This is a genomic window from Duncaniella sp., from assembly GCF_029054785.1.
GTDB lineage: Bacteria > Bacteroidota > Bacteroidia > Bacteroidales > Muribaculaceae > Duncaniella.
Genome location: NZ_JAIDEN010000077.1, coordinates 1 through 12,840, shown reverse-complemented (window position 1 = coordinate 12,840; position 12,840 = coordinate 1). Strand labels below are relative to the sequence as shown.

The following is a 12,840-nucleotide window of genomic DNA, read 5'->3' as shown; positions in this document are numbered from 1 at the left end:
TCCTTTCAACACTCTGATTGAGGGTTTTGTGTGCTCTTTAATGTTTAAATTGGTTTAAAACTAAACATACTCTTAGACTCTACGATTTCAATTCGTTAGCCAGAATTTCATTCACCGCATTCGGATCATGACCGGCAAAGAGGATTTTTCCATCCGGACTGATCAGGAGCATATATGGAATGCCGCTGATCTGATAGGCTTTCTGCGCCGGCTCGACGAGTTCTTTGTTCAGCCAGAGCTGGGTCCACTCCATCTGCTCTTCCGACATAGCCTTGCGCCATGGCTTCTCGGCGCTGTCAAGCGAGACGGCAATAATCCGGAGACGGTCACCATACAGATTGTAAAGTTCACGGACATGTGGGATCGAAGCACGGCAAGGACCGCACCACGAAGCCCAGAAGTCTATCATGACATATTTCCCCGGTGCCATGAACTCCGACAGTCTGCGCTGAGTGCCGAGTGTGTCAATGGCGGTAAAATCGCTATACGGACTGTTGCGCTGAAACTTGCGGGCGTAGGCCAGTTTCTTTCTGACTGAGGCAAGCCGCGCAGTGTCGGCCATCTGAGCCACCTTGCCTTCAATCTCATCAAGTTCCGGAGATATGAACGAAAACGGCTCATCAAGTAATTCGCCCCAATAACGCCCCGAAATACTATAACCGGGATGTTCGGTGATAAAACGCTTGCGGGCCGCCTGCTCCTGAAGATTCGCAGCGGCATATTCAGCTTTCAGACGCTTCTCGTCATCCTCAGAGCGACCTTTCTTCTTGTCGACATAGAGGTTGTAATGAGCCTGCTTGCTTGCAAACACATACGGATACATGAAATCCGTGTATTCCTTATACTCCCGCTGTGCCTGTCCGCCTTTGACGGTCGTGTTGCGCTCCTGAGTGAGTCCGAATGTACCGAAGTAGAAGCCGGGGGCCACGCTGTCGATATGGGCGGCGCTGACAGCCATGTCTGTGTTCTCTACCATCAGACAGACAGCCTTGTCCATCTCACCTTCGCGCAGGCTCTTGATTCTGATTTCACACAGAGTCGGAGATGCTACTGATCCGGTCAGGACAAAAGTGCCATCACTGGCTTTGGTCTCGGCGAGATTTTCTCTCGGACCGCGTTCCTGACCTACAAGCAGAACTTCTGTTCCGGCCTTAAGACCCGGAATGTCGGCTTTTATTCTGAATCCGCCCTGAGTCTGCGCTCCAAGTCCGAATGCAGAGCCTACGAGGACTGACAATATCAACGATTTTTTCATTTTCATTCTGTTTTAGATGTTTTTTCACTTGCCGAGTTCAGCCTCAATGCAGGCTGTGATCTCACGTGGCATATTTGTGGAGCAGATAACCTCACCCTTGTCGTTGAGCAGCACAAGGCGCGGTATGGTGGTGATGAAAAAGGCCTGTGTGCCTTTTGCCATCTGATCTCCGGCCTGGAGATGAAACTGGGCCCATTCCATTTTTTCCTCGTCCATAGCCTTGCGCCAGGGCTCTTCGGTCTCATCGACTGAGATGCTGAAAACATTGAGCCTGTCGGCATACTTGCTGTTCAGTTCACGCACATGAGGGATGGCCGAGCGGCACGGTCCGCACCATGAGGCCCAGAAGTCAATGAAGGTGTATTTGCCGGGGGTGAGCAGCGAGGCAAACGGAGAGGTCTTGCCGTCGGTATGTGTCACTTCGAATTCCGGACACTGACGTCCGAATGCATATTTCAGAGCGAACTTCCGGCGCTTCTCCACTGTGGATGTGCGCGCAGTGTCGGGGCAGGCTTTCACAAGGTCGGCCATAGCGTTGATCTCGTCAGCCGAATAGGTAAACACCTTTTCAAGTTCACGCTGCACGAGATAAGCCGAGTAGTTATAGTCAGGATGCGCGGCTATGAATTCGCGCTGGGCTTTCAGCAGATCGGCTTTGGCCGCATTCTTGATTGCGTCATATTTCACGATCGTATCTTCATTGCCGTTGGAGTCGAAATATTTTTTGGCCGACAGATACGATGCGTCACGCTCTTTAAGCTCTGCATCCATGACAGCCGCCACATAGCGGTCAAACTGCGAGTGGGCCTCGCTGCCTGTCACTCTGACATAGCGCTCGTCATCTCTGACATTACGCAGGCTGTCAAAAGGCAGTTCGCTTGTAAGCGTCATGGCTCCCGGCTCAGCAATGACGCGGGTGGAGAAAGATCTCATGAATTCCTGACGGGCAGGGACATATTTCAATACCGAAAATTCACACACAGTGGGTGATTTCAGCTCACCTGCAAGTTCAAAGGTTCCGTTGCTGACCACAGCCGATCCGATCCGGCGGATCTCACCGTTGGGGTCCTCGACATCATTCAATACAACTTTCAGGCTGTCTGACAGACCTGGAATCGAGCCTTTGAGGCTGAAATTGTCTGCGGCAAATGCCGGAACAGACAAAGTCAGGGCCATAAGCCCTGACAATGAGATTTTAGCAATGTTCGGTTTCATGTTTTATTCCAATGTTTTACACTAAGAGGTCGTCATTTATTCGGCATCTTTGACCCAACGGACAGACATCAGCTGCTGGGTAGAACAAGCTTCGCGCCATATGCCGCCTTGCCCACCCAGGAACTTACGGAAATATGCGCTTTCTTCATCTGAGGTCGAGCTTAATGGTCTGAGTGTTGATGTCCAGTAATAGCCATAAACCTGTTCGAAATCAAGGTCAAGAGAGATCCTGCCAAATGCCGGCTGAAAAATAAATGCTCCACCAAGCTGCATGGCCAGTTCTGTGCCACTACCCTTTTCCTGCAGGCGGAAAGCCTGGCCATTACCGCGACGGCCCGTGCGGTCAGTGCCAGTCATGCCAAGGTGGCGTTCAAGTTTCTGCCAGTCATCATCGGAAGGCAGACGCCAACCCTCAGGAGCTGAAGCCACAGCTCCGGCATAGTTCATCAGATTGCCATATTCAGGCAGATATGACTGCTCATATTCATCCACCGCATCATAGTCAATATAGCCATAATCATCTTCAAACAACGTTTTCCATAAAAAACGGTTGTAATATTTGTTGTCAAGAATGTATGGGCCATTTTTTGCATTCGAGGTCGTCCACAACAGATCGCCGATACGCACCCAGTCATAGACATTACCATCATTATCCGTCACAGTGCCGCGTTCCGCAGGGGTAATTTTCGGCAACTTGTCATCATCATCGCTACATGAGGAGAAAAGAAGCGGAGCTACGGTCAGGAGAAGAAATATATACTTTTTCATTGTTGATCAATATTAAAATTTATAACCGGTCTGTTCAATCAGAGACTTCATCAGATTGTATTTTTCCATAATTTTGGCATACTGTCCGAATTCAGCTTCGAAATCTTCTTGAGACCGTTCAAATACCGCATCATAGAACATACTGAAATCATCGTCGGAATATGGCAGATTGTCATAATGCAGTCTGTCTTTCCAATCTTTATAATATGTCAGGAACCCGATTTCATAAACCTTAGTGATATCTCGATCCCAATCATCAACATAATCAACCACATCACCTCCAGATCCGCTATTATACGACAGATTGGTCCATTCACGAGCATTCTCAGACGATGAATTGAACCTTGCACTGACAAGGCTTTTACACAATCCAAAAGTCCAGTCTTCCTCATCGGCCTCGTTTTCGGCTTCAACCCAGCCGTTTATGCTAACGCCAAGACAGCGCCAGCAGGCAAGAGTGTATTCATTCCAAGGATTCCACGACTGAGTTCTTGATTTCAGACTATTCAGCAGCAGAACTGAATAGGGGGATATCGTAGAACCTTCGATATGGGGCAACACGTTCTTTTTAAACAGTTCCGCACCCTTGCGCATATCGTCAATATCTGTAATCTGTTCCGTTTCATATTCCAGATATGAGTTGTATGTATTGTAGTTCCATTTGAAATCTATCTTATTTTCACGATACAGATTATTGCCATCGCTATCTTTCCCGATCAAAGTCGGATTCAGCTCCTCAGAGAAAAGCAGATGTATTCCGGTTTCTTCATGAAATTCCCGTCGCAGAACCGACACAGGGTCCACAGCATCAGTCGGGATAGAGAACAGATCATCTTCCGCATGGCTCGGAGTCAGCACCTCTTCATCAGAACAAGCGGAGAATTGCATTCCGGCCATTACAAGCAGTCCGTATATAACTATTTTTTTCATAATTCCATTCTGTTTTAATGATTGATAATTACCAGTCCCAGTCATCCCAGTCGTCATCATCTTCCTAAGGTTCAGTGCGGTTCGGTACTCGGTCAGGACGGCTATTATTGCCGAGAGACACCTGGAAATTGCGGACAGCACGAGGTATCGGCAATGTGTAGGCCAGATCATACTTTTCCAAGGTATAGGTTTCGATATAATCCACGCCAGACGGATAAGATGTCCGATAGAAAATATAGTCATGGGTGATGACTTTTGACCAGGGATATGGCTGGCATACGGTGTAACGGCGCAGGTCAAACCAGCGGTGTCCCTCAAGAAGGAATTCCCTTGCCCGTTCCTCACGGATCAGATCAATCAGATCGTTGCCGCTTTCAGTAACATTCACAGATCCTTCCATACGGGTTTTAAGAAACTCCTGAAGTCTTGCACGGGCCGCACCCTCTTCACCGGAAAAAGCCTTGGCCTCGGCATAGGTCAGATAAGCCTCCGGTGTGCGCAGAAGGAAGGTGCTTGACACCTCGTTATAGTTTGAATATTTGCTTCGCTGCCCGTTGACTTTCCTAAACACATTATCAAGATCCATAACTTCCGATTTGCCGATATAGCGCTCCTTACGGAGATCATCACTGCTATAAAGAGCCAGCATATCATCAGATACATAATAGCCTGCCGGCTCTTCCAGTCCCCATGATACAATGTCGGCAAATGCGCTCGCTATGCTGTAGCCGCCCATACTGAAAATAGTTTCAGGAGAAGTCTTGTACAGACAATCATCACCTACAGCTCTCGAACGCAGATCAAGCAGAGCATCCTGGACTGAAAGAACTTTTTCTGCATATTCAGCAGCCTTCACCCAGTTCTGCATATAGAGATAGACACGGCTCTGCAGAAGATTCACTGCCACGACATTTGCCCTGTAAATCGACTTCCGTGTTTTACCGTCAAGGAAACGTTCTGCATCTTCAAGGTCAGATATTATCTGTTTATAGACGTGGTTCAGAGGGAAACGCTGAAACTCAACATCTTCAATCGTACCTGTCAGCTTGACCGGCACCCCCATATCAGTATCGGCAGTGGCAGGATCATATGGCTTTCCATAGAGGTTAGCCAGAATGAAGTAGTAAGCGCCACGGAGGAAGTAAGCCTCGCCTTTTACCCTCTCTTTTTCCATTGCATCATCGACTTTATTCTCAGGCTGCTCATCTATCAGTTCAAGAACCATATTGCAGACATTGATGCGTTTATAAAGGTCATTCCAATACTTTTCATCCCCGCCTGTGTACTGACGCAGCTGGTCGACACCGGTATCGGCCATCCAGGTATAGAACGGGAACATCTCTTTCGTATAATAATCATAGCCAAGACTGTAGTATGCTTCATACGTATGGTCAGGCGTCATCTCATCAGACATGAAATGGAGAATGTCGAGATTCGAGCTGTTATCCGTTATTTTTGTAGGCGGAAGGTAGGCATCGCCAAGCAATACCTCGTCAAGGTCAGACCAGCTCTCCACTTTTGCAAGATCCTGAGAATATTCTTTAAGAAAGTCTGAGCATCCTGCCGTTGTCATAGCCAAGACCCCGGTCAAGGCAACTGTAGTAATATATTTTTTTATTTTCATAAATCTTCAACCGATTAAAATGATACGTTAAGGCCAAATGAATAGCTCGGACGGTCTGAAAGCTGGATAGTGGTAAATCCGCCCTGCGTCGGAGTCTGACCTTTAAGCTTGCTGTCACACCAAGTGTGGAGGTTGTTGCCGGAGGCATGAAGCTCCAGACGGCTTAGACCGAATTTGGCAATCCAGCGTTCAGGCAATTCATACGAAAGACTGACTGTAGACAGTTTCAGATAATTTGCACTCACAACTCGCACGTTACTGTAGTCATACATGTCCCATGCATTGTCAGCAATACGCTGAATACCAAGATCAGAAGCCGCTCCTGTGGTGCTCCAATGGTCGGAATAATTAAAATATGAAGGATGTCCGTTGCCTATAATCGCTGGAATATTGGTGTGAAGTTCATCACCGGGCATCATCCAGCGTTTGAGATAATCACGACTGAGATTGTTTGACGGCCATATCTCGGCTGCACTCATATAGACTCCGCTTGAGCCGTCACCGGAAGTAGATCCGACACCACTATACATGCCGAACAGACGGGTCTTGGCTCCCAGACTATAGGCAAATGTAGCGGATGCATAGAGTCGCTTCCAGCGCAGACGGGTGCTCAGGCTTCCGGACATAAATGGCTCACGAGAACCGGAGGCTACCAACACTTTGGTATAAGTGTCGTACTTGTTGAGACCTGCAAGATCTATATAATGATCGTGCCAGTCATCAAACATCGGGCCGCCGTCAAGAGGATTCAGACCGATAAAACGGTATGAATAGAACGTTCCGACTGATTTGCCTTTGACAATGGCTGAGCCGTTGAGGAAGTCAGACAGTTGGTAAGATTCTCCTGCCGGGAGAGTCTGTACGGAGTTTGTCACGCGTGAGAATGATGTCGAGATGCTCCACTGCCAGTCGCGGGTCTGTATGGGACGGCCGGTAATGCCGATGCTGTAGCCGTTGTTCTGGATGTTGCCGCCATTGACCACATAAGATGAGTAGCCATTGATTGTTGAAATCGACTTGGTCATGAAAGCGTCTTTGGTATGCTTCCAGTAGAAATCACCTTCAATCTGCAGGCGGTTATTAAACATTCCGAGTACCCAGCCGAAGTTCACGCTGGTGGTCTTCTCCCACTTCAAATCGGGATTCGGATTGCTGACCACAGATGATGTAAATTCTCCGAAATAATCATCCATCGGATTCTTCTGTATGATCATCACAGGATACTGGTTGGAAAGCATATTGCCCTGGAAACCATAGCTGCCTTTGATTGTCAGCTGGTCAAGCCAGGTCTGCTGCCTGATGAAGTCAAGCTGAGCTGCGTCAAACGAACCGGAAACCGACCATACGGGCAGGATCTTGTCATTTGAGCGGTCGCCGAAATTGTTTGATCCGTCAATACGCATGTTGGCATTGAGGAAGATCATACGGCGCCAGTTGTAGCTCGCTGTGGCATATGCAGAAATGATATTCGATTTCGAATCTGTCAGCGAGGGAACGTTTGACGCAAGCCAGGCTGCATAATCAGTATAGTTGTCAAGATTGATATTAGACACAAACATCATACCTCGATCAGGGAAATATCCGCGGTCCACACGGCTGTAGCCCTTATAGCGGTTCTGAGATGCTTCAAAACCGACGCCGCCGCTGAAGTTATGGATCTCGTCATCGAAATATTTGTTCCAGTCAAGCTGCACACGTGCAGTCCAGCTGCGCTGACGAGTGTTGCTTTTGCTTAGTTCACCACCCTGCGGCATAAGCGAGGATGATCCCGGAGTCTCGCCATACTCACATCCTCGGAGATCGGCGGCATACCAGGTATGGTCTCCCCAGTAACTTTCAATATCCGTAGCTGCGCTTGTGTATGACAGAATAGCATTGGCTGTCAGCCAGTCAGTGAAACGGAATTTCAGGTTGGCATCAAAGGTAAACGATGACTGGTCCTGCTTCACACTGCTGTTTTCAAGTTCGTTCAGAATATTGAAATTATTGGGCGTTGTGTAACTCTTGTATTTACCATAATAGTAGTATTCGCCGTTTTCATCGTAGGCCGGAATAGCACGGCTGGTAGAGTAGGCATATTCTACCGGGCTGATGCTTTCCTGATAGTACTCACGGTCAGAAACGTTGCCTTTTACACCGAACGAGCCGGTGAGCCATTTAGCGAAATTGACATCGAGGTTCACAACAGCGCTGTAGCGCTTGTTGGTAGTTCCTTTGACAACGTCATCATTATCCACATAGCCGAGAGACGCATAATAGGTTCCGCGTTCGCCACCGCCGCTGAGGCTGACTGTGTGCTGCTGCGAGAAACTGTCATGAGTCAGGAGGTCGAACCAGTCAGTGTTCAGCACTTCCAGGGCTGCAATCTTGCTGCTCAACTGTGCTTCGGTTATCTTGCCTTCATAAAGCTGCTGCATCAATGCTTCATAACCGACCACAGGAGCATTGTTATTATACCGATAATGGTCGGCGAACAGCTCGCGCGAGAGCTGGATGCGTTCCTTGGAGCTCATCACGTCGACAGACGAGTCGGTATAGCGCGGGCGGAGCTTCCAGGTGAAGTTGTTGTTATAGCGGATTGTCGGTTTGCCTTCTTTACCGCGCTTGGTGGTGATGACGATCACACCATTGGCGGCCTTGGTGCCGTAGAGGGCTGTGGCAGAAGCATCTTTAAGCACGTCGAGGCGCTCGATGTCCTGCGGGTTCAGACCGGCGATTGCGTTGCCGATACGGTTGACGTAGTCCGGATCATTGAGGTCTTCAGCCGAGATTTCCACCGGGTCGTTGACCACGATTCCGTCAACCACCCAGAGGGGTTCACGGTTGCCGATGATCGACGAGGTGCCTCGGATGCGGATCTTCGGAGCGACTCCCGCTTCACCGGAATTTGAGACATACATCATGTCAGGGATCTGGCCTTCGAGCATCTGGTCGATCGAGAGCGCGTCGGCACGAAGAATGTCCTCGGCCTTGATAGAGGTGATTGCCGAGGTCGATGCGCGCTTGTCGATCACCTGATAGCCGGTGACCACAACTCCGTCAAGTTCGTTGGAATTGTCGTCTTCAAGCACTATGTTGAGGGGCTTTCCGGTCCAGTTGACCTCTTTGCGCTTCATACCGATATAAGAAACGACGATTACCGCATTGGTCTGACCGTTTGACGGGAGCGAGAACTCTCCGTCAATGTCGGTGGCAGTGGCCACTTTCGACGACTTTTTCAGCCAGACAGATGCTCCCGGCAATGGTTCTCCGTTGCTGTCGGTCACACGGCCTGAGACCTTTACTTTAGATGCCTTCTGTCCGACCTGTTTTGAGAGAATAATTGATTTGTCGACTATCTCATAGCCGAGACCCAGTTGCTCTCCGACCACATGGTTGAGAATCTGCCTTAGGTCCATGTCGTGATATGAACCCGTGATGGAGCGCCCGGCGCTCCCGCTGAGTATGCCTTTGTTATAGACAAACTCATAGCCGGTGGCTTTCTTGATGGCTTCAAACGCCGCTTCCGGCGAATCGCCATTGAAAGTCAAGTCGTAGTTGGCGGCAAATAACGCCGCGGGCATGAAAAGCCCTCCAACTAACACTGTCAATAATCTGCGTTTCATCTAATTTGAAGTATAATGATTGGTTAGAATTTTGTAGATTAGATTCTTTATTACTCTTTACTGCGTGCAACGATCACTTTTCCGTCATCGACCTTAAAGCTGATGCCACCACATTTTTCAAGTATCGAGATTGCGGTCTTGAAATCGGAATAGCGCGGGATGCTTCCCATGAATTCTTCCTCTCCGAGAGAGGCGTCGGCGAATTCATAGTCGAAGTTATACCATCGGCTCAGATCCTGCATGATCCGCAAGAGGGTCTGATGTTCGAACACAAAGCGCCCCTTGCGCCAGGAGGTAACCACTTCGGTGTTGACCGGTCGCACCCTGACTTTCATGTCGGAAATGCCGAACACGGCCTGATGGCCCGGAGTCAGGAAGAACTCGCCCCCTACCTCATCGGCCCGGCGGAGTGACACTTTGCCTTTTTCGAGTGTGGTATAGACTTCACTTTCCTCCGGATAGTAGCGTATATTAAAAGAGGTGCCATAGACCCTGATCAGCTGCCTGTCGGTCTCGACATAGAAAGGCCGCAGACTGTCGGTTGCCACAGCAAAATAGGCTTCGCCTTCTATGCGCACCTTTCTGACATCGCCATTGAACGTCTTGGGATAATACAGTTTTGATGCCGAGTTGAGCCAGACTTCTGTCCCGTCCTCAAGCTGCACCTTGAACTCTCCGCCACGCGGCACATCAAGACAGAAGTCTTGGTCCAATGAATCGGCCTGACTTGTGAGCAACACGGATGCGACCACTGCCGTATCGGATGCGTTAAGCGCCACGTTATGGCCTGTGGCATCTGAAAGAGTAGCGTAAGTCACTCCGGGTTTGATCTCCTCGATAGCTGTCACCGACGATTGCTGCCCGGCCATCAGGTCTGAATTACGGACTTCATCGCGCCCTCCGGTATAAAACAATGCACCACAGACAATCACAACGGCAAGCACGGCGGCAACAGCCATATAATGGGCCATGCGTTTGTGCCACATCAGTTTGTTGACCTGATGTTGCATGTCACGGCATCTGCGCTGAGAATCTACCATCTGCCAGAGATCCAGCGCCGCTTTCAGCGAGGCCGGATCGGTCAGTTTCATGTAGAGCCTGCGGTTTTCTTCACTCTGATCACGCCACAAGTTCAATTCCGCTTCTTCCTCCGGAGAAAGCGTTGCCGATATCCTTTTTATCAATAGCTCACTTATGCGATTCATTCTTGTCTGAAATGAGAAATGTTAAATATTGGCTACAATTTAAACAGGGTATAATTCTTTTTTTGGTTAAAAATCCTTTAGAAGTATTTCTATTTACTATTCGCAATCAACGTTGAAAAGTATATCAAAAATGACAACTTTTTTTATGTTTTATAATATGCGTGATTCCTTTTTTGATATTTCGCTTCATTTTTGCACTGTTTTATAAACATATTTCGTAATTTTGCCATCAATCTCTGGTCAGGAATAACTACCATCCTTTTTCAAATTCAAAACTAATATTGCATACTCCGGACGAGATATTCAGAATGTTTACCGCCGGGAAAATGGCACCTTTCTATGATCGCTATTTCCCCGGAATGGTGATGTATGCCTCTCGACTTTTAGGCCATGAGCTGGACTGGATGGCCGATGACTGTGTGCAGGATGCCATCCTTGACGCATTTCAGAAACGCCACTCGTTTGAAAACGCCATGCAATGGCGCGCCCATATCCTGGCCTGTATACACAACAAAGCTGTGTCCGCTCTACGCAAACTCTCGGCAATGCGAAATTACACGGAATCCAAAACCGAAGAAGAGCTTGATGCGGATGCGACACGCGCTCTTATCGAACATGAAACTCTCGATTCCCTCTATGCAGCCATCAAGAAACTGCCGCCGGAATATCAGACGCTGCTCAAATTAAGTTTTGAAGACGGGCTGAAAAACGCAGAGATCGCCTCGATTCTCGGAGTTGCTGAAATAACCGTCAAAAAGCGCAAAGGCAAGCTCCTTGATATGCTGCGCAAGAACATGACCGATGATCTGGATCTTATCACAATCTCAATACTCCTCTCTTCAATATTGAAAACAGCCTGACAAACTCAATTCCGATCGACAAAAACTCCCCCTGACACACTCAAAAAAGGCTTTCAAATCGCAAAAATGCAAAAAAATCTCAGCGGATTTTGGGAAATAGCAAAAAAACGACTACCTTTGCATCGCTTTAGAGGTCGCACCCCTGTGTGCAATCAGGCCTTTGGGCACTAAGGATTGTCTTATGGTGTAATGGTAGCACTGCAGTTTTTGGTTCTGCCTGTCTTGGTTCGAATCCAGGTAAGACAACATAAATCAAGGAGTTAAGCAATAAAATGCTTGACTCCTTGATTGTTTATGTCTCTGCCGGCCTATGTTTCCGACTCTTTCAGATATGTGTCTGAGATGACTTCCAGGCGGTCAGTAAGTTCGATGACGCGCGGCACTCCCGTAGGAATTTCCTCACTGACAATCTCTTCCGGAGTCTTTTTAAGAAGAATCATCACCAAAGCCCGCAAGGAATTGCCGTGAGCCGCGACAAATACGGTGTCATAGAGTATTAATGCCGGTGCGATAAGCTCCTCCCAACATGATTCGACACGTCTTACGGTATCTGCCAGAGATTCAGTCAGCGGTAAGAGATCTTCAGGCAGTGCGGCATAACGGGAATCGAAGCCGGGAAAGCGCTTGTCAGTCCTGGTCAGAGGAGGTGGAGCCACATCGTAGCTGCGTCGCCAGACGTGGACCTGCTCATCACCATATCGAGCTGCCGTGTCCGCCTTGTTCAGACCCTGAAGCGCTCCATAGTGGCGCTCATTCAGATGCCAGTCCTTTACAACCGGAAGCCAAAGGCGGTCCATCGCATCCAAAGCAAGATCAAGAGTCCGGATGGCTCTGCGCAAATAGGACGTGAAACAATAGCGCGGCTCAAGACCGGAAGCAGCAATGAGTTCACCCGCCCGACGGGCCTCTTCCCTACCCTTTGGCGAAAGCCCGACATCTGTCCATCCCGTAAAACGGTTTTCGAGATTCCACTCGCTTTGCCCGTGTCGCAACAGAATAAGTTTTTTCATACCTATATATTATATATTACTTTATATATTTCAATCACTGAACATCTATCTCAGAAGCAAGTCAGCACTGATTTTCTCGGAAAATCTGTGTTTTTTAATGAAACACCACTGTGGATTCCAAAGTTCATCATTTGGGCCTCCATCCGTTAACTTATCTTTACAAACAAGCACTCTTTTGCGGCCGATTTAGTTAACAAACATTAAATGAATCCCGAATGTTTGCACACTCCAAAATATCTGCCTACCTTTGCAACGCAAAACGGAAATGATACCGTTTAGCACCAACAAAAACGCGAAAATAGCTCAGTTGGTAGAGCACAACCTTGCCAAGGTTGGGGTCGCGGGTTCGAGTCCCGTTTTTCGCTCAA

Annotated in this window: 9 protein-coding genes and 1 tRNA gene; 2 read left to right on the top strand and 8 right to left on the bottom strand. The window is 48.4% G+C overall.

Features of this window, described 5'->3' with window-relative positions:
- Positions 1 to 79: 79 nt before the first annotated feature.
- The 7 genes from K2H17_RS04910 to K2H17_RS04880 all read right to left on the bottom strand — a co-directional run bounded on the left by K2H17_RS04910 (position 80) and on the right by K2H17_RS04880 (position 10,533).
- Complete coding sequence (locus tag K2H17_RS04910) at positions 80 to 1,255, bottom strand: TlpA disulfide reductase family protein (RefSeq protein WP_300132096.1); 1,176 nt, start codon at positions 1,253 to 1,255, stop codon at positions 80 to 82.
- A gap of 24 nt (positions 1,256 to 1,279) precedes the next feature.
- Positions 1,280 to 2,470: a TlpA disulfide reductase family protein gene (locus K2H17_RS04905; protein WP_300132094.1), complete on the bottom strand. Its 1,191-nt coding sequence runs from the start codon at positions 2,468 to 2,470 to the stop codon at positions 1,280 to 1,282.
- 36 nt (positions 2,471 to 2,506) lie between these two features.
- On the bottom strand, positions 2,507 to 3,238 hold the full coding sequence (locus tag K2H17_RS04900; RefSeq protein ID WP_300132092.1) for an FISUMP domain-containing protein: 732 nt from the start codon (positions 3,236 to 3,238) through the stop codon (positions 2,507 to 2,509).
- A gap of 12 nt (positions 3,239 to 3,250) precedes the next feature.
- Complete coding sequence (locus tag K2H17_RS04895; RefSeq protein WP_300132090.1) at positions 3,251 to 4,168, bottom strand: hypothetical protein; 918 nt, start codon at positions 4,166 to 4,168, stop codon at positions 3,251 to 3,253.
- Between the two features lie 64 nt (positions 4,169 to 4,232).
- The gene (locus K2H17_RS04890; RefSeq protein ID WP_300132087.1) at positions 4,233 to 5,741 is read right to left on the bottom strand and encodes a RagB/SusD family nutrient uptake outer membrane protein; all 1,509 of its coding nucleotides are present in this window, start codon (positions 5,739 to 5,741) and stop codon (positions 4,233 to 4,235) included.
- A 65-nt stretch (positions 5,742 to 5,806) separates the two neighbouring features.
- Entirely contained in the window at positions 5,807 to 9,397 is a 3,591-nt protein-coding gene (locus tag K2H17_RS04885) for a SusC/RagA family TonB-linked outer membrane protein (RefSeq protein WP_300132085.1), read from the bottom strand.
- Positions 9,398 to 9,447: 50 nt separating this feature from the next.
- Positions 9,448 to 10,533, bottom strand: coding sequence for a FecR family protein (locus tag K2H17_RS04880; protein ID WP_300132083.1), 1,086 nt, complete (start codon positions 10,531 to 10,533; stop codon positions 9,448 to 9,450).
- A 395-nt stretch (positions 10,534 to 10,928) separates the two neighbouring features.
- On the opposite strand from K2H17_RS04880, the gene K2H17_RS04875 reads away from it, so the two are divergent.
- The gene (locus K2H17_RS04875; RefSeq protein WP_300132081.1) at positions 10,929 to 11,462 is read left to right on the top strand and encodes an RNA polymerase sigma factor; all 534 of its coding nucleotides are present in this window, start codon (positions 10,929 to 10,931) and stop codon (positions 11,460 to 11,462) included.
- Between the two features lie 308 nt (positions 11,463 to 11,770).
- Here the strand turns inward: K2H17_RS04875 and gpmA are convergent, their stop codons facing one another.
- Positions 11,771 to 12,472, bottom strand: coding sequence for a 2,3-diphosphoglycerate-dependent phosphoglycerate mutase (gpmA, locus tag K2H17_RS04870; protein WP_300132078.1), 702 nt, complete (start codon positions 12,470 to 12,472; stop codon positions 11,771 to 11,773).
- 292 nt (positions 12,473 to 12,764) lie between these two features.
- Here gpmA and K2H17_RS04865 point away from each other — a divergent pair.
- Positions 12,765 to 12,837 (top strand) — tRNA-Gly (locus tag K2H17_RS04865).
- The last annotated feature ends 3 nt before the right edge of the window (positions 12,838 to 12,840 follow it).

What these genes read in the sequence shown, in the direction of transcription:
- K2H17_RS04910 (WP_300132096.1), bottom strand. Translation starts at nt 1,255, where the DNA reads ATGAAAAAATCGTTGATATTGTCAGTCCTCGTAGGCTCTGCATTCGGA.
- K2H17_RS04905 (WP_300132094.1), bottom strand. Translation starts at nt 2,470, where the DNA reads ATGAAACCGAACATTGCTAAAATCTCATTGTCAGGGCTTATGGCCCTG.
- K2H17_RS04900 (WP_300132092.1), bottom strand. Translation starts at nt 3,238, where the DNA reads ATGAAAAAGTATATATTTCTTCTCCTGACCGTAGCTCCGCTTCTTTTC.
- K2H17_RS04895 (WP_300132090.1), bottom strand. Translation starts at nt 4,168, where the DNA reads ATGAAAAAAATAGTTATATACGGACTGCTTGTAATGGCCGGAATGCAA.
- K2H17_RS04890 (WP_300132087.1), bottom strand. Translation starts at nt 5,741, where the DNA reads ATGACAACGGCAGGATGCTCAGACTTTCTTAAAGAATATTCTCAGGAT.
- K2H17_RS04885 (WP_300132085.1), bottom strand. Translation starts at nt 9,397, where the DNA reads ATGAAACGCAGATTATTGACAGTGTTAGTTGGAGGGCTTTTCATGCCC.
- K2H17_RS04875 (WP_300132081.1), top strand. Translation starts at nt 10,929, where the DNA reads ATGGCACCTTTCTATGATCGCTATTTCCCCGGAATGGTGATGTATGCC.
- gpmA (WP_300132078.1), bottom strand. Translation starts at nt 12,472, where the DNA reads ATGAAAAAACTTATTCTGTTGCGACACGGGCAAAGCGAGTGGAATCTC.